18 protein-coding genes and 1 tRNA gene are annotated in these 14,880 nt (G+C 71.5%); 5 read left to right on the forward strand and 14 right to left on the reverse strand.

What is annotated here, in order from left to right:
* Positions 1-226: 226 nt before the first annotated feature.
* From ABZ951_RS32040 to ABZ951_RS32065, 6 genes are all read right to left on the reverse strand, one after another.
* A complete protein-coding gene (locus ABZ951_RS32040; protein ID WP_344095422.1) occupies positions 227-1,444 on the reverse strand; it encodes a winged helix DNA-binding domain-containing protein in 1,218 nt (405 codons plus the stop codon).
* 161 nt (positions 1,445-1,605) lie between these two features.
* Positions 1,606-2,061 (reverse strand): SRPBCC family protein, encoded by a 456-nt coding sequence (locus ABZ951_RS32045; protein WP_344095424.1) that lies wholly within the window; start codon positions 2,059-2,061, stop codon positions 1,606-1,608.
* A 96-nt stretch (positions 2,062-2,157) separates the two neighbouring features.
* Complete coding sequence (locus ABZ951_RS32050) at positions 2,158-2,928, reverse strand: hypothetical protein (RefSeq protein ID WP_344095426.1); 771 nt, start codon at positions 2,926-2,928, stop codon at positions 2,158-2,160.
* Positions 2,929-3,050: 122 nt separating this feature from the next.
* Positions 3,051-4,049 carry a winged helix-turn-helix domain-containing protein gene (locus ABZ951_RS32055; RefSeq protein ID WP_344095428.1) on the reverse strand — a complete coding sequence of 333 codons (999 nt, stop codon included), beginning with the start codon at positions 4,047-4,049 and terminating at the stop codon, positions 3,051-3,053.
* A 144-nt stretch (positions 4,050-4,193) separates the two neighbouring features.
* Positions 4,194-5,348, reverse strand: a complete 1,155-nt coding sequence (locus ABZ951_RS32060; protein ID WP_344095430.1) for a serine hydrolase domain-containing protein — start codon at positions 5,346-5,348, stop codon at positions 4,194-4,196.
* A gap of 220 nt (positions 5,349-5,568) precedes the next feature.
* A tRNA-Arg gene (locus tag ABZ951_RS32065) sits at positions 5,569-5,641 on the reverse strand.
* A gap of 211 nt (positions 5,642-5,852) precedes the next feature.
* Here ABZ951_RS32065 and ABZ951_RS32070 point away from each other — a divergent pair.
* The 4 genes from ABZ951_RS32070 to ABZ951_RS32085 all read left to right on the forward strand — a co-directional run bounded on the left by ABZ951_RS32070 (position 5,853) and on the right by ABZ951_RS32085 (position 9,785).
* Entirely contained in the window at positions 5,853-6,779 is a 927-nt protein-coding gene (locus tag ABZ951_RS32070; RefSeq protein WP_344095432.1) for an NADP-dependent oxidoreductase, read from the forward strand.
* Positions 6,780-6,827: 48 nt separating this feature from the next.
* Complete coding sequence (locus ABZ951_RS32075; protein ID WP_344095434.1) at positions 6,828-7,790, forward strand: AraC family transcriptional regulator; 963 nt, start codon at positions 6,828-6,830, stop codon at positions 7,788-7,790.
* Between the two features lie 327 nt (positions 7,791-8,117).
* Positions 8,118-8,696, forward strand: a complete 579-nt coding sequence (locus ABZ951_RS32080; protein WP_344095436.1) for a dihydrofolate reductase family protein — start codon at positions 8,118-8,120, stop codon at positions 8,694-8,696.
* A gap of 141 nt (positions 8,697-8,837) precedes the next feature.
* A complete protein-coding gene (locus ABZ951_RS32085; protein WP_344095438.1) occupies positions 8,838-9,785 on the forward strand; it encodes a CAP domain-containing protein in 948 nt (315 codons plus the stop codon).
* 54 nt (positions 9,786-9,839) lie between these two features.
* Here ABZ951_RS32085 and ABZ951_RS32090 read toward each other — a convergent pair whose 3' ends face one another.
* The 3 genes from ABZ951_RS32090 to ABZ951_RS32100 form a co-directional block, all read right to left on the reverse strand.
* Complete coding sequence (locus tag ABZ951_RS32090; protein ID WP_344095440.1) at positions 9,840-9,962, reverse strand: SapB/AmfS family lanthipeptide; 123 nt, start codon at positions 9,960-9,962, stop codon at positions 9,840-9,842.
* Between the two features lie 108 nt (positions 9,963-10,070).
* Positions 10,071-11,135, reverse strand: a complete 1,065-nt coding sequence (locus ABZ951_RS32095; protein WP_344095452.1) for a cobalamin-independent methionine synthase II family protein — start codon at positions 11,133-11,135, stop codon at positions 10,071-10,073.
* Positions 11,136-11,146: 11 nt separating this feature from the next.
* Positions 11,147-11,710: a hypothetical protein gene (locus ABZ951_RS32100; protein WP_344095442.1), complete on the reverse strand. Its 564-nt coding sequence runs from the start codon at positions 11,708-11,710 to the stop codon at positions 11,147-11,149.
* Between the two features lie 234 nt (positions 11,711-11,944).
* Here ABZ951_RS32100 and ABZ951_RS32105 point away from each other — a divergent pair, with 234 nt between their 5' ends.
* The gene (locus ABZ951_RS32105; RefSeq protein ID WP_344095444.1) at positions 11,945-12,451 is read left to right on the forward strand and encodes an EF-hand domain-containing protein; all 507 of its coding nucleotides are present in this window, start codon (positions 11,945-11,947) and stop codon (positions 12,449-12,451) included.
* Positions 12,452-12,514: 63 nt separating this feature from the next.
* Here ABZ951_RS32105 and ABZ951_RS32110 read toward each other — a convergent pair whose 3' ends face one another.
* The 5 genes from ABZ951_RS32110 to ABZ951_RS32130 all read right to left on the reverse strand — a co-directional run bounded on the left by ABZ951_RS32110 (position 12,515) and on the right by ABZ951_RS32130 (position 14,780).
* A complete protein-coding gene (locus ABZ951_RS32110; RefSeq protein WP_344095446.1) occupies positions 12,515-13,066 on the reverse strand; it encodes an ALF repeat-containing protein in 552 nt (183 codons plus the stop codon).
* A gap of 156 nt (positions 13,067-13,222) precedes the next feature.
* Positions 13,223-13,438 carry a UTRA domain-containing protein gene (locus tag ABZ951_RS32115; RefSeq protein ID WP_361281520.1) on the reverse strand — a complete coding sequence of 72 codons (216 nt, stop codon included), beginning with the start codon at positions 13,436-13,438 and terminating at the stop codon, positions 13,223-13,225.
* Between the two features lie 48 nt (positions 13,439-13,486).
* Entirely contained in the window at positions 13,487-13,714 is a 228-nt protein-coding gene (locus ABZ951_RS32120; protein ID WP_344095448.1) for a DUF397 domain-containing protein, read from the reverse strand.
* A gap of 41 nt (positions 13,715-13,755) precedes the next feature.
* On the reverse strand, positions 13,756-13,971 hold the full coding sequence (locus tag ABZ951_RS32125) for a DUF397 domain-containing protein (RefSeq protein ID WP_344095455.1): 216 nt from the start codon (positions 13,969-13,971) through the stop codon (positions 13,756-13,758).
* Complete coding sequence (locus tag ABZ951_RS32130; RefSeq protein ID WP_361281517.1) at positions 13,971-14,780, reverse strand: helix-turn-helix transcriptional regulator; 810 nt, start codon at positions 14,778-14,780, stop codon at positions 13,971-13,973. Before ABZ951_RS32130 ends, ABZ951_RS32125 begins: the two co-directional genes overlap by 1 nt.
* Between the last annotated feature and the right edge of the window lie 100 nt (positions 14,781-14,880).

Here is a 14,880-nt window from a genome sequence, read left to right on the forward strand (position 1 = left end):
GGTTGCGTGCCCCCCCCCGGACGGGATGTTTGGGGCTGATCGACCCCCACACCAGCCTGTCCGGCGCTTGAGGACGCGCCCGCAGGGCGCTCGCCGCCGCAGGCGGCAACTGCGAACGCGCCGTAGGCGACACCGCCCGCCGCCGCAGGCGGCAACGACGGCCCGCGGCCCGCGGCAGGCGGAAGGCGGCAACGAGCCCCCCCCTGGACCGGCGGCCGCCCCCCGCTCACCTCACCAACTCCCGCTCCAGCGGCGTCCGGAAGCGTGGCGTGACCCGGATCGGGCCCAGCCAGGCGGCCAGCCGGGCGGCCTCCTCCTCGATCGCGGCGGCCGCCTCGCGCCCCGTGTCCACCAGTGGCCGCCAGACGATCCCGCCGTCGGCGCGCTGCGCCCAGCCGCCCACGATCCGGCCGTCCCACCAGACGGTGGGTCCGATGTTGCCGGCGCGGTCGAAGAGCGCGGGCACCTGGTCCGGCGACAGGTACCAGTCGCGGCCCCGCCAGCCCATGGCGGTGGGGTCGAGGCCGGGCAGGAGGGCCGCCCACGGCCCGGCCGGGCCCTCCTCGCCGCCCTCCGGACCCCCGGAGAGGTCGCCGGGCAGGTCGCCGGGGAGAACGAAGCCGGTGCCTTCCGTCAGCTCCACGTCCACGGCGCCCACGTCGGCCAGCGCCTTGCGGGTGTCGCCGAGCGTCCAGCCCGTCCACCACTTCAGGTCCGCCTCCGTCGCCGGGCCGAACGCGGCGAGCCAGCGCCGCGCCAGCTCCGCCTTCGCCTCCCGCACCGGAATCTCGGGCAACTGCGGCACGGGCGCCCACGCGTACATGCTGCTCGTCCACGAGCCGCGCGGCCGGCTGCGCCGCACGTGCCCGTCGGAGGCCAGCAGCCGCAGCAGCCGGCTGCCGACGCTCTGCCGCCCTTCGTACGGCTTGCCGGGGGACACCACGATCGTCTCCCGCAGGGCGGGCACGTCCGCGGCCAGCTCGGCCGTCGTCGCCTCGCCGCGCGCGGCCAGGGCGGCCAGGACCTCGCGCTCGGTGCGGGCGAGCCGCCGCTCGTCCCAGGCGCTGCCGGCGCCCTCCCGCAGGAACTTCAGGAACTGGGCCCGCTCGCGGTCCGCGACGGCCCGGGCGGTGGAGGAGTTGACGTACGGGGCGAGCTCCGAGCTCACGGCGAAGAGGGTGCGCCGCATGGACAGCAGCTTCACCAGCGTCACGTCCTCGTACAGCGCCCGCTCCACCTCCGCCGGGGACGGCTCCGCGAGCCGGGCGCACGCGGACAGGTACACGGTCGCGGCGTCGGTGGCGTGCAGGGCGACGAGGGCGTCCGCCACGTCCTCGGCGCGGGCGGCGCGCCGGCCCGGCGCCAGGAGGTGGCGGTGGCCGAGGCGGGCCCGGCGCTGTGCGTCGGTGATGCGGGGCCTGAGACTGGTGGGGCGACTGCTCATGAGGCGAGGCTAAGAGGCATATAGGTCGGATCCTGTCCTAAGGCGGCCTGTCCGGCGGGTCACGGGGGCGCCCCACCGCCGCGCGGCGCAGGCGGCAAAACGACGGCCCGCAGTCGAAACCCGCCGGACCGACCCCAGGCCGCCTGTCCGCGCGGCAAGCGTCACGGGACCAGCCAGGGCTCCTGCGGCAGGGGCGCGCCGGTCTCGACGAAAGTCTTCAGGTTGGACAGCACGGCCGCCCAGCCGGACGCCGCCTCGTCGCGCTCGGCCGCGTCGGCCAGCTCCTCGTGGGTCACGGTCAGCCGGACGATCTCTCCGTAGGGCTGGACGTCGAACGTGACCCGGGACGGCTCGCTCCTGACCGGCTCCTCGTCCGGCGCGGCCCAGGTGGTGACCAGCCGCAGCGGCGGGACGCTCTCGACGACCGTGCCGACGACGTCGGCGATGCCCGAGCCGTCGGTCCGCCGGTGCTCCCAGGCGGAGCCGGGCTGCCAGTCCGAGACGTTGCTGTGCCCCCAGTAGGCGGCGGACAGATCGGCGTCGGTCAGCGCGCGCCAGACCGCCTCCGGGGAGCTCTCGATATAGGTGACGTACACGAATGACGGCTTGTCGGCCATGGCGTCCTCCGCTCGTTGCCTCAGTGCGCCGGGCGTCCGGAGGCGCGGGCGCTCGCCCGCCTCGCTTCCACCGCTCCTCAATCCATTACCCGCCTGTCAATCGGGGCGCGCCACCGGGCGGACGGCCCCGGGAACGTCGAGGGCCCGCGTGAGAGCCGTGACCCGGGAGCACGTCACCGTGTACGGGGTGCCGGCCGGGTGCAGGGTGAGGACGGCCACCACGGAGCGGTCGCCGGCGCCCACGGTGCCGGTGGTGTGCAGCGCCGGACGGGCCAGGTCCACGTGGTCCGCCCCCGCGGTGCGTCCGCTCGGCGGAAACCCGGACCAGCCCTGCTTCACCGCCCACGGCTGACCGAACGCGGCGGCGATGCCGAAGTGCTGGTCGAAGCCGTCCGTGCCCAGGCGCGTGCAGCGCCGCAGGCCGCCCATGACGAGCTCGCGCACGGGGTCCGGCGCGGCGTCCAGCAGGTGCCGGTAGATCCGCACGGTGTCGGCCGCGGTGAGCGCCGAGTACCCCCAGTACTCCGGGAAGGCCGGCGGCGGCCCGGCGGTGCCCGTCAGGCCGAGCCGGGTGACCATGCGGGTGATGATGGCGGAGCGCCCGTTGTGGTCCCAGTAGTGACCGGCCGCCCCGTCGTCGCTGCGGGCCAGCATCAGCTCCAGCCGGGCCCGGTCGGCGGGCGTCAGACGGAAGGCCGGGCCGCGGTGCCACAGATGGTCGAGGGCGATGAGCAGCTTGACCACCGATGCCGACCGGAAGGGGGCGTCCGCGTTCAGCCGCTCCGCGAAGGTGTTCGATCGACGGTCGAACACGACGATGCCGGCGGTCGTCCCCGCCGGCACCTCGTTACTGCCCGGGCCTGCCACGGTAGTCCCCCGTTCCCCCGCGATTGCCCTCACTCCCAGGGTGGGGGAGGCCCGGTGGTCCGGCCAAAGCATTCGACCCAGATCTAATGCGGCTGGTCGGCGCGGCATCCGAAACGGTGGCCTCAGGTCAGCGGGCGGCCGTTGAGCAGATCCGAGCCGAGCGGGGTGAGCGTGTGGAGCACGGCGCCGCCGGTCCGCCGGGTGACGATGAGACCCGCTTCCCGCAGTACGGAGACGTGGTGGCTGGCCGTGGCGGGCGTGATGTCGGCGGACCGGGCCAGCTCGGTCGTGGACCCGCCCTCGGCGATCGTCTCCAGCAGGGTCGCGCGCGTGCGCCCCAGCAGGGCGACGAGCCCCTTCCCGGCGGGGCCGCGGGTCCGGTCGTGGGCGAGCTGGGTGGGCTGGTGCTCGATCGGGTAGACGACGACCGGCGGCAGGTCGTGGTTCCTGAGGACGGTGGGTGCCCGCCAGCAGAAGAACGACGGCAGGAGCAGCAGGCCCTGGCCGTTGAGATGCAGATCGCCGTGCACGTGCGGCCCGTGCAGGATCAGCACGGGTGACTGCCACTCCAGCCCGGGGTGCAGCATCCGCATCATGTGGTCGAAGGAGTCCGTGGGTACGTCACTGGCGGCCCGGGTCCGGGCGGCCAGATCGGCGCCCACCTCCGCTTGCAGCCGCGGCCAGTAAGGGGCGAGCGCCAGCCGGTGATAGGTGTGGATCGCCTGGCCGAGGTCCCGCAGGGCCTCGACGTCCCCCTCGGCGAGCTCGCGCACGCACGGCGACAGCCGCTGCTGCGAGGCGGCCAGCAGCGCCAGGTCACCCCGCAGCCGGCTGCGCGGCGTGGACAGCAGGGCGCTGACTCCGAGGTCGATGCCGCCGGTGGCCGCCGCGGGGGTCAGGAAGTCCGGCGAGTACCCGCGCGGCGGCGCCAGCGCGAGGAGGGGCCGCATGCTCCGGCTCAGCCGGCCCCTGACCTCGCGCCGCCACTGGCCGAACACCAGCGGCCCGTCGTTGGTCTGCAGCATGTGCAGGCTCAGCAGCACCTCCCACATCGGGTCGGGCGCCTGGGCCAGCCTCGTCTGCGTGATGTCGTCGCTGCTGAAATGGATGCGCAGTGCCACGGATCCCGCCCCCTCGGTCCGGCGGGCGCTCCGGTGGTGGTGCGTTCGCCGGTACCGCTCCCATGGTCCGCGCGGGACGCGGGCAGTTCAATCACCCACAGCGCCATGTTCGAGCCATCCGGTGGGGCGGCCGGAGGCCGTGGGTCAGCAGAACTCGGCGTCGATGATGTCGGCGGTGGCCGGAGTCGTCAGGAACACATCGGTGGAGAAGTGGGTGACGATGCGGTGGGACCCGTCCCGGGTGGAAAGGGCCGCCACCTCGGTGCCGGGGACGCTGCCGTTGTGACCCCACAGCTCCGTCCCGCAGGACGTGCGGTACGTGACGAGTCCCAGCCCGGCTCCCACGTAACCGCTCGTGCCGATCGGGCGCGTGGTGGTCATCTCCTTCATCTGCGCGGGCGGCAGCAGAACACCGCGCAACAGCGCGCTGTAGAAGCGGTCGAGATCGCCCGTAGTACTGATGAGGTCACCGTTCGCCCAGTAGACCGAGGGGTTGAACTCGGTGACGTCGTGGGCCTTCAGCTCCGGATCGTCGGCGAACCCCGTGTAGCCGCGTCCGGCCGGGCCGGGGACCTTGCTGTCCGCGCCGGGCAGGAAGGTGGAGCGGAGGCCGAGCGGCTTGATGATGCGCTGCCGCGCCTCGCTCTCGTACGGGCGGCCCGTCACCCGCTCGACGACCATGGCCGCCAGGGTGTAATTGGTGTTCGAATACGTCCAGTCGGAACCCGGCGGGAAGTAGGGCCGATGGGCCATGGCGATACGGACCAGCTGCTCGGGCTTCCAGGTGTCGTAGCGGTGCTTCAGGAACGCCATGCCGCCGAGGTGCACCGCGGGGTCGGCCGTGTAGCTGTAGATCCCGCTGGTGTGGTTGAGGAGCTGCCGGACAGTGATCTTGCTGCCGTCGTTGCCGTTGCCGCGGACGAGACCGGGCAGCCACTTCTCGACCGTGTCGTCGCTGTCGAGTCTCCCCTCGGCCTCCAGCTGGAGGACGACGGTCGCGACGAAGGACTTGCCGACGCTCCCGGCCCGGAACCGCTCCCCGGCCCGGGGCTTGCGGTCCGTGTCCATCTCGGCGGCTCCGGCCGCGCCGACCCACGGGCCGCCGCCGTCCTGGACGCGGGCCAGCGCCCCGGGAACCCCCTTGCCGACGGCGGCGTCCAGCGCCGCCTGTGCCCGCTCATGCCCTCCGGCTCTCCCGGAGGGCGCGGCCTGCGCGGACGCGGGCGCCGGCAGCGCGCCGGCCAGCGCGGCCGTCATCACGGTCGCCCAGAGCGCCGCCCGGATCGTACGTAATGCCATGGATCTCTCCCTGTCATCGATGCCGGCCGGCGGCCGGCTCCCCCATGATCGCTCCCTGCAAGGGAGTTCAGGAGGGAGCGTCGCCGTCGCGCGGCGACGCCGGAAGAGCACGCGGGGGCGATGCGGCCCGGCGCGGCCCGGTGCGGCACGGCCCGGTGTGGCACGGCGCGGAAAACGCCGAAGGCCCCGCCGGTGTCTCGGCGGGGCCTTCGGTCTGCTGTGCACTCGGCAGGATTCGAACCTGCAACCTCTTGATCCGTAGTCAAGTGCTCTATCCGTTGAGCTACGAGTGCGTGGTGCGGGAACAACCTTACAGGAAGTTTTGCGGGGTAATCGCACGGCTGAGCCCGCGCGGGCCGTGGCGTCGCTCACCACCGCCCCCGGCCGGAACTGCCCGGACCGGAGACGCTGGGACATTTTTCCGAGACGGAAGGCCATTCTCCGGCTCGTCCGGGCTTCCTACGGTTGAGGCATCAACCCGAACACCAATGAGGGAGTGCCCCCGTGCGTGCTGTCATCCAGAAGTCCTTCGGCGGACCCGAAGTCCTTGAGGTCGTGGAGGCCGAGCGGCCCGAGCCGCTCGCCGCCGAGGTGCTGGTGCGCGTGCACGCCGCCGCGGTGAACCCCGTGGACGTGGCCGTCCGGGCCGGGAGCTTCCCGCTGCTGGGCGAGCCGCCCTTCGGCGTCGGCTGGGACATCTCCGGCGTCGTCGAGGAGGCCGCCCCCGGGTCCCGCTTCAGGGCCGGCGACGAGGTCTACGGCATGCCGTTCTTCCCGCGCGCGGCGAACGGCTACGCCGAGTACGTCGCCGTGCCCTCGCGGCAGGTGGCCCGCAAGCCCGCCTCGCTCGACCACGTGCACGCCGCCGCCCTCCCGCTGGCCGCGCTCACCGCCTGGCAGGGCCTCGTGGACGCCGCGCGGGTGTCGGAGGGCGACCGGGTCCTGGTGCACCGCGCCGCCGGCGGCGTCGGCCACCTCGCTGTGCAGATAGCGAAGGCCCGCGGCGCCCACGTGATCGCCCTGGCGAGCGCGGCCCGGCACGACTTCGTGCGTGGCCTCGGTGCCGACGAGGTGATCGACTACAAGGTCACCGACTTCACCGAGGCGGTACGGAACGCGGACGTGGTCTTCGACTCCACGTCCCAGGGCGAGCGCTCCCTGGCGGTGCTGCGCCCCGGCGGCACGCTCGTCAGCATCATGGAGCACTACGACCGCGATCTCGCCGCGAAGGTCGAAGCGGCCGGCTACCGCTTCGCGGGCATCTCGGTGGAGCCGGACTACGCGGCGCTGGAGGCGATTGCCGAGCTCGTCGACGCCGGAAAGGTCCGCCCGCACGTCTGCGCGACGTTCCCGCTGGCCGAGGCCGGCCGGGCCCACGAGCTGGTCGGGTCGGGCCGGGCCCAGGGCAAGGTCGTCCTGACCGTCGGCTGACCGGCCGCCCGTAGGGTGGACGGCCGAGGCGAACGAGGGAGCCGGCGAATGGACATCCTGACCGAAGCGGTGGGCTCGATGCGGACCGGGCAGCCGGTGTCCGTCCGCACCGAGGGCCGTGCGCCGTGGGGGCTGCGGCTGCCCCCGGTCGCGGGAGCGGGCTTCCACGTGGTGCTGTACGGCACCTGCTGGCTGCTGCCCCTGGAGGACTCGCCCCCGCACCTGCAACCGGTCCCGCTCAGCCCCGGCGACGTGGTCTTCCTGCGCGACGGGGGCGGCCACATCCTCGCCGACCACCCCTCCACCCCGGCCGAGGACGAACAGCCCGGGCAGATCCGGCCGGGCTCGCCGATCGGCACGGTCACCGTGGGCGGCGACGGCCCCCGCACCAGCTTGCTGTGCGGGAACTACCACCTCGACCAGGGGCGGCCGCACCCGCTGGTCCGCCAGCTGCCCGAGGTGATCCACCTGCCGACGCGGCACGGCCGCCACCCCGAGCTGAGCGCCGCGGTCCAGCTGCTCGGCGCGGAGGTGGAGAACCCCCGGCTCGGCTCGTCCGGCATCGTGCCCGCGCTCATCGACTCGCTGCTGCTCTACATCCTGCGGGCCTGGCTGGACGATCAGCCCGCGGCGGCGGCCGAGGGCTGGGCCGCAGCCCTCGGGGACACGGCGGTCGCACCGGCCCTGGCCGCCATCCACGGGGACCCCTCAGCGCAGTGGACCGTCGAGTCGCTGGCGGACCGGGCCGGGCTCTCCCGCGCGGCCTTCGCCCGCCGGTTCACCGCCCTCGTCGGCGAGCCGCCCATGGCCTACCTGACCCGCTGGCGGATGACGACGGCCGCACGGCTCCTGCGCGAGTCCGACGACCCGCTGGCCACGGTCGCCGCCCGCACGGGCTACGGCTCCGAGTTCGCCTTCGCGAAAGCCTTCAAGCGCGAGTACGGCCTGGCGCCCGGCGGCTACCGGCGGGGGGCCCGGACGGCCGGCGAGGGCCTGGCCGTCGCCACGTAGGGCCGACCGGCCGGCCGTGGGGCGCACCACCGCTGCGCGGCGGTGACCTCGATCTCCCCCAGCTACCGCTGGGGGTGCCCCCAGACGGGTTGCTGTGCCTTGTCCGCCCGCAGGGCGCTCGCCGCCGCAGGCGGCAACAACAAGCCGGCAGCTGAAAACCCGCCGGACAGGCACCACCCCGGCGGCCGCTGCCTGATTGTCAGTGGTCGGCCTTAAGTTGATGGAGCAGTGGGGGGAACGGCTTCCCGGGCGCGCCGGTTCGGCGTGCCCGGGAAGCCGTGGCCTGGACACAGTCCGTCAGAACAGGCATCGCATCAGGGGGTTTCAATGAGCACCACGAAGAGCACGGCACAGAGCGTCGCAAAGGGCAAGGTCGTCGCGCTGGTCTACGTGTCGCTGGACGGCGTCATGGAGAACCCGGCGTGGAGCCTGCCGTACTTCAACGACGAGCACGGCGCGTACGCGCACGAGCGGCTCTTCGCCTCCGACGCGCTGCTGCTGGGCCGCGAGACCTACGAGGGCTTCGCGAAGGTGTGGCCGGGGATGACGGACGAGGACGGCTTCGCCGACCGGATCAACGGCATGCCCAAGCACGTCGTCAGCACCACCCTGGAGTCGGCGGAGTGGAACGCCACCGTCGTCAAGGGCGCCCTGGCCGAAGAGGTCACCGCGCTCAAGGAGCGGTACGAGCGGGACATCCTCGTCTACGGAAGTGCCGCCCTGATCCGCTCGCTCATAGCCGAGGGCCTGGTGGACGAACTGAAGCTGTGGGTCCACCCGGTCGTGGTCGGCGAGGGCAAGCGCCTCTTCCCGGACGGGACGGAGACGTCGAAGTGGACGCTGGCGGGCACCACCCCGTTCAGCTCCGGCGCGCTCATCCTCGACTACCGGCCGACGGGCGAGTAGGCGCGGCGGCGAGTAGGCGTGGCGGCCGAGGGAAACACGGCGGGGCGAACGCGTTTACGAATTTTTGTTATCGGGCCCCGGCCGCGGCGTCTCCTGAGTGTTGGACCAGTACTCAGTGACCCCGCACCGGAAGTGATCCGCGTGAATCGTGAACCCGAGACTCCGACGTTCGACCCGGCCTCCGACGGCACCCGGCGCCCGCGCCGCCGCCGTGGCAGGCGCCCACGGCGGGCGATGGTGATAGCCGGCACGGCGGGCCTGATAGCCGTCGTGGGCGGCGGGTACGGCGTGGCCCAGTCCCTGTCGGGCGGCGGCGGAGACTCCCGCACGGCCGCGGCCGCGGCGTCCGAGCCGGCCTGGGACCAGCCCTCCGGGAAGTCCGCGGAGAAGTCCGCCGGAAAGTCCGGGGAGCAGCCGCCCGCCGCGGTAACCGCCCCCAGCGAGAAGGCACACAGCGCGTCCCCGAGCGCGAGCGCGTCGGAGGCCGCGGCGAAGGAGAAGGCAGGGGACAGCAAGGCAGGGGACGACAAGAAAAACCAGCAGGAGGTCCGGGCCGAGGGCGGCGCCGGAGGGGGCGGCGAGAAGTCCGCCGCCCGGACACCGGCTCAGGCCAAGGAAGCGCCTTCCGCAGAAAACGGCAACGGCTCCGGCAGCGTCCGGAAGCCGCCCGCGCGGGGCGGCGGCGCCCAGGCCGGCGGCGCGAACGGCAAGCACGTGCAGCAGGTCGTCGACATGGTCAACGCGGAGCGCGCGAAGGCCGGCTGCTCACCGGTCACCGTCAACGCGAAGCTCCAGGCGGCGGCCCAGGGCCACTCCGACGACATGGCGGCCCGCGACTACTACGCGCACACCAGCCCGGAGGGCAAGAGCCCGGGCGACCGGATCACGGCCGCCGGATACCGGTGGAGCACCTACGGCGAGAACATCTTCAAGAGCCCCAAGGACGCCCGCACGGCGATGGACGGCTGGATGAAGAGCGAAGGCCACCGCGCCAACATCCTGAACTGTTCCTTCAAGGAGATCGGCGTGGGCATCAACTTCAAGGCGAACGGCCCTTGGTGGACGCAGAACTTCGGCGCGTCCTCCTGACCGGAGCGTGACCGGCGGGGGCCGACGGCAGGATGCCGTCGGCCCTCGAGGCGGTTACTGCTCGTCTTCGATGCAGAGCAACAAGCTGAGCCCGCTGGCGGCAATGCTCGCCGCGAAGTCCGGGCCGATCTCTTCTCCCTCGGCGGGCTTCATGACTTGCAGATCGAGAAGCACCATTCGCTCTCACCCCCTGTCGCTCCTCTGCATACCCTGCGGGTCCGGTCCGGAGCGGGCCCGCGCCCCCGGGCGCCGGGGCGGCAGGCGCGTACGCCCGTACGCGGGGGGTCAGCCCAGGAGCTCGCGGCCGGCCAGCGCCGTGCCCTCCACCCGGGCGCGGATCTTGGCGAAGGCGATCTCGCGGGACGTGGACGTGTCGTCGGCGAACGGCGAGAAACCGCAGTCGTCGCACGTGCCCAGGCGGTCGACGGGCAGATGGCGGGCGGCCGCGAGAACCCGGTCCCGCACCTCCTCCGGGGTCTCGACGCGCGGATCGACCGGATCGGTGACCCCGATGAACACCCGGGCGTCGGCAGGCAGGTGGTCCGCGAGCACGCTCAGCGCCTTGCCGGGCTCCGGCTCACCGGCCATCTGGAGGTAGAAGGCCCCCGCCTTGAGCCGCAGCAGCCCGGGCAGCAGGGCCGTGTAGTCCACGTCGAGGCTGTGGGTGGAGTCCTGGTCACCGCCCGGGCAGGTGTGCACGCCGATCCGGGCCCGCTCAGCGGCGGAGAAGCGCTCCAGCACATGGTTGTTCAGCGCGACGAACTGCTCCAGCAGGCCCCCCGACGGATCCAGCTTCAGCGCCAGACGGGCCTCCGTGAAGTCCATCTGGACGACGTGCGCCCCGGCGTCCAGACAGCCGCGGATATCGGCCTCGGCCTCGGCGCTGAGGTCGTCGAGGAACGCCTCGCGGGGATAGCCGTCGATGCCGGCCTGAGGGTAGAGCAGGCTGAGCGCCGAGGGCGCGATGACGGCCTGCTTGACGGGCACGGTCGCGTGCCGCAAGGCGGCCCGCAGGTAGCTGTCGGCGTGCACGCCGTAGCGCAGCGGCCCCGCTGTCAGTCGAGGAAGCTGCCGCGTGTGCCCGTCGGCGAAGGGGATGACGACGCCGTCGGGCGCCAGCCCGCCCAGCCCGGCGAGCGGGTAGGTCGCGAAGCTGGGCTTGGACTGCTCCCCGTCGGTGACGACCGGTGAGCCGATCTCCTCCAGCCGGCGGATCGTGTCCCGGATCGCGAGGTCCTGCGCGGCGGCGAGGTCGCCGTCACCGATCCGGCCGGCGGCGTGGTCCGCCATGGCCGCGAGCAGTGCGGCGGGCCGGGGGATGCTGCCGATGGGTTCGGTGGGGATTCCCACGGGGGCCGCGGTCACGGGTGGATCTCCAGCTGAGCCCAGCCGGTGCTCCCCGTGAGCCCGGAGGAAAGGCACTCCGTGGGCAACTGCTCGGGCAGCCCGGACACGGTCCGCCGAGCGGCCTGTCCCTTGCCGCGCCCCTCGGTGACCTCCCCCGACAGCCTGATGGTGATGGCCCCGGCAACCCGGACAGTGGTGTTGCGGGTATAGACGATCACCGAGTGCTTGCCGTCGCCGTACCGCACGGTTTCCGTGAGACGGGAGCTGTTCACCCCCAGGCAGGATGCCTCCGGTGCCACGCCTTCCATGTGGCCGACGGCCGGTACGGTGCCGCCGGGCTCGACGCCGCACGCGTAGTGGGCGGTGGTCCGGATGCGGGATTGCTGCGGCGCCAGGGTCAGGGGCGGGTCGTAGTCGCTCTTGCTGGCGCCCACGCACAGCACGCTCTCTCTGGCTTCGCCCGAGGGTTCGCCCGAGGGTTTGCCCGAGTCGGCCTGTCCGGTGGCTGCCCAGGCCCAGGACGAGCCCATCATGAGCAGGGAGCTCAACACCACTGCCGCACCGCGCTTGCCGACCATGCGCCCTCCAGGGGATTCCGGGTCTGGTACCGCCCTTGGCTACCCCGGATCCCTCTCCTGTCCCCGGCTCCTTTCAGCAGGCCGACCGCGCGCGTCCCACCCCGCACGCGGGCCCCCTGCCGCGTGCACCACACCGGCCCGGCGTGAGCCGTCCTGGACGCCTTGAACCCCGGCGTACGGGGTAGTGACAGCCGAACGAGAACACAGCTCTCATACCGGGTAGAAGGTGCCGCAATGAATGAAACCGCTGCAAAACGGCTCGTCTTCACCATGCTGGACGCGGACGGGGACGGCGTCATCTCCAAAGACGAGTACGCCGCGCGCGCCGACCGCGTGACCCGGGCCTCGGGGCGCAGCGAGGACGACCCCCTGGTCATCACCGCGCGCACGGCCGGCGCACGGGCCTGGGCGGAGATGGACGCGGACGGCGACGGCGGGGTGACCTTCGAGGAGTACGCGGCCTGGGCCGGCGCCGAGGCGTTCGACACCGTCTGCGAGCCCGTTCTCGGCGCCCTTTTCGACCTTGTCGACGCCGACGGGGACGGCGCGCTGCATCTGGCCGAGTTCACGAAGCTGCGGACGGCACTGGGCAACCCGGTCAGCAACATCGAGTCGGCGTTCGCCGCCCTGGACGGCGACGGTGACGGGCTCGTCAGCCGCGCCGACTATCTGGCCTCCGTGCGCGCGCACGTCAGCGGGGAGGACTCGCCGGTGGGCGAGGCGCTGTACAGCGTGAGCTGACATGCGCAACCCCCGGTGCCACGCCGGGAACGGGCGGCACCGGGGGAGGTGTACGGGTGGTGCTTACTTGTGCTCGGCCAGGAAGCGGACGCGGTCCTCGGCGGTGCCGTTGAGGGCCTTCTTGGCGGCGGCCTTGAACTCCGGGGAGTCGTTCTTGGAGAGCAGCTGGACGATGGCGACGCGGTTGTCCTGGTCGCGCGCGACGAACTGCCCGGACTCCAGGAAGCGGACGCGGTCCTCCGGGGTGCCGTTCAGGGCGGCCTTGGCGGCTTCCTGCATGCCGCGGCCGGGGTACTGGGAAACGGCCTGGACGACGGCGACGCGGTTGTCCGAGTCGCGGGCGACGAACTGACCGGTCTCCAGGAAGCGGACGCGATCCTCGGGCGTGCCCTTGAGGGCGGCCTTGGCGGCCTCCTTCATGGCGGTGCCGGGGTACTTCGAGACGAGCTGGACGATGGCGACCTGGTTGTCCGAGTCGCTGGTGTTGCCCTCGGTCGCCGAGACGGACGCCGCAACGGGAGCCTGCGCAGCACCGGCGGCGAGCGCCGGGGTGGAGAGCAGGACGGCCGGCGCGATGGCGGCGGCGACGAGGAGCGACACGCGGGACAACTTCATGTACGACACTCACTTTTCCTGACGGTGATCTTGAAACCGGCCCTCAGGGTAAGTGGATCTTGGGCGTAAAGCTATTGAATATTGGATGGGGGTGTGTTGGGGACGCTGGAGGGGGCGAAATGCCGTATTGGGTGTCGCGAATTTACCGCTGGTGAGTCAGTGAAGCCGCATCCGGTAGCGAAGATTCCGGTTAACCATGGTCATGATGCAGGCTTCGATGGGCTGGTCGTCGGTGGAGAGAACGAGCCGCGACAGGGCGAGCACGGGTGTGCCGTCGCCGAGCTGCAACGCTTCGCGCTCGTCCGGGGTGGGCGTGCGTGCGGTGACGGATTCCTCTACGCGCCCGGCGACGAATCCGAGCTCGGCGAGCAGGGTGACGGCGCCGCCGGGGGCAGAGCGTCGAGTCGCTCTGCCCTGTCTCTACTGGCATGGCAGCAGGCTGCCACCTCTTACGGCGCGGGTGAAGGCGACGTAGGCGGTGGGGGTGAAGTGGAGCATAGGGCCGGCGGGGAGTTTGGAGTCGCGGATGGCTATGGGGTGGGTTGTGCGCATGTCGTCGGGGAGGGCGACTTCTACACAGGTCTCAACGCCGGTGCTGTAGCTGCTCTTCTTGAAGCTGAGCGTTGTTTGGGTCGCGATGCCCCTCATGGTGACTCCTCCTCCTGCGCTCGGCCTGGCATCACACATTCTCAAAGTTGGAGATCGCCGTCTATGAGGGCTCGGGTGAAGGCGGCGTACTCGGTGGGGGTGAAGTGGAGGATGGGGCCAGCGGGGTGCTTGGAGTCGCGTATGGCTATGGAGTGGGTGCGTATGTTGTCGGGGAGGGCGATCTCTACGCAGGTCTCGGAGACGGAGCTGTAACTGCTCTTTTTGAAGCTGAGCGTGCTGCGGTCGGCGGTGTGCATCACGGCATCTCCTTGGCGATTTTGGCGATCAAATCACGAGAGCCATCCGGATCCAGTGCCCGAGTCAGCACGTTGTTGAACGCAAACGCGTACTTCGCGACCGGCGCGTCTTCCTCCAGGTAGAGGGCGTTCGTGAGCGGCTCGACGGCGACTACTGGCTCGCCTACATCGAAGTGAAAGGTCGTGAACGGACCGTCCAGCGCGGTGTGTGCTCCGGCCTTGAACGTGAGAACTCGTAGGTCAATGTTCGGCTTCCGAGACTGGACGAGCAAGTGCTTCAACTGGCCGCGCAGTGTCTCAGAGCCGCCTACTTCGCGCCTCAAGCTGGCTTCGTCAAGCACGCAACGGACTGAGACTGGAGCCTTGTCCTCTCGATTGGCAGCCAGGATGTCCTGACGCTTCATGCGCAGTTCGGTGAAGGTCTTCACCTCGCGCGCGGTTCTCCACAGGGCGCCGCCTTCGATGATCGCATGCGCATACTCCGTCGTTTGCAACAGACCTGGGATGACAAGAGCCCCGTAGGCATCGATGCGGGTGGCAATCTCCTCCAGCTCGATGAAGTCAGCCATGGGTGCGCGGATGATGTCCCGATACTGCGCGAAGAGGTTCCTCTGGCGGTTGCTGTTGGCGAGCTGTTCGATCGCCCTGGTCTCGGCGATGCGTGCCTCGTCCTCGACTCCGTACACGGTGAAGAACCTGTCGAGGTCCGGGCGCTGCTTGCCGTTCTCAATCTTGCTCAGAGTTGGCGCTCCATACAGCCCCAGGAGCTTGGCGGCTTCCGTGAGGTTCATGCCGGCTCTGACGCGCATCGTCTTAACTGGTCATTTCAGAATGCGGTTCTGAGTCGTCGTAAGCAGATGACGCCGCAGGCAAGTTGGAGCAGGGCCAGGTGGAGGTCGGCGCGTATCT

The sequence above is a fragment of the Streptomyces sp. NPDC046215 genome (assembly GCF_040646215.1).
Classification (GTDB): Bacteria; Actinomycetota; Actinomycetes; order Streptomycetales; family Streptomycetaceae; genus Streptomyces; species Streptomyces stramineus.

Excerpts from the sequence above, each read along its gene's own strand:
- ABZ951_RS32040 (WP_344095422.1), bottom strand. The coding sequence starts at position 1,444 with ATGAGCAGTCGCCCCACCAGTCTCAGGCCCCGCATCACCGACGCACAG.
- ABZ951_RS32045 (WP_344095424.1), bottom strand. The coding sequence starts at position 2,061 with ATGGCCGACAAGCCGTCATTCGTGTACGTCACCTATATCGAGAGCTCC.
- ABZ951_RS32060 (WP_344095430.1), bottom strand. The coding sequence starts at position 5,348 with ATGGCATTACGTACGATCCGGGCGGCGCTCTGGGCGACCGTGATGACG.
- ABZ951_RS32075 (WP_344095434.1), top strand. The coding sequence starts at position 6,828 with ATGGACATCCTGACCGAAGCGGTGGGCTCGATGCGGACCGGGCAGCCG.
- ABZ951_RS32080 (WP_344095436.1), top strand. The coding sequence starts at position 8,118 with ATGAGCACCACGAAGAGCACGGCACAGAGCGTCGCAAAGGGCAAGGTC.
- ABZ951_RS32090 (WP_344095440.1), bottom strand. The coding sequence starts at position 9,962 with ATGGTGCTTCTCGATCTGCAAGTCATGAAGCCCGCCGAGGGAGAAGAG.
- ABZ951_RS32100 (WP_344095442.1), bottom strand. The coding sequence starts at position 11,710 with ATGGTCGGCAAGCGCGGTGCGGCAGTGGTGTTGAGCTCCCTGCTCATG.
- ABZ951_RS32105 (WP_344095444.1), top strand. The coding sequence starts at position 11,945 with ATGAATGAAACCGCTGCAAAACGGCTCGTCTTCACCATGCTGGACGCG.
- ABZ951_RS32110 (WP_344095446.1), bottom strand. The coding sequence starts at position 13,066 with ATGAAGTTGTCCCGCGTGTCGCTCCTCGTCGCCGCCGCCATCGCGCCG.
- ABZ951_RS32120 (WP_344095448.1), bottom strand. The coding sequence starts at position 13,714 with ATGAGGGGCATCGCGACCCAAACAACGCTCAGCTTCAAGAAGAGCAGC.
- ABZ951_RS32125 (WP_344095455.1), bottom strand. The coding sequence starts at position 13,971 with ATGCACACCGCCGACCGCAGCACGCTCAGCTTCAAAAAGAGCAGTTAC.
- ABZ951_RS32130 (WP_361281517.1), bottom strand. The coding sequence starts at position 14,780 with ATGCGCGTCAGAGCCGGCATGAACCTCACGGAAGCCGCCAAGCTCCTG.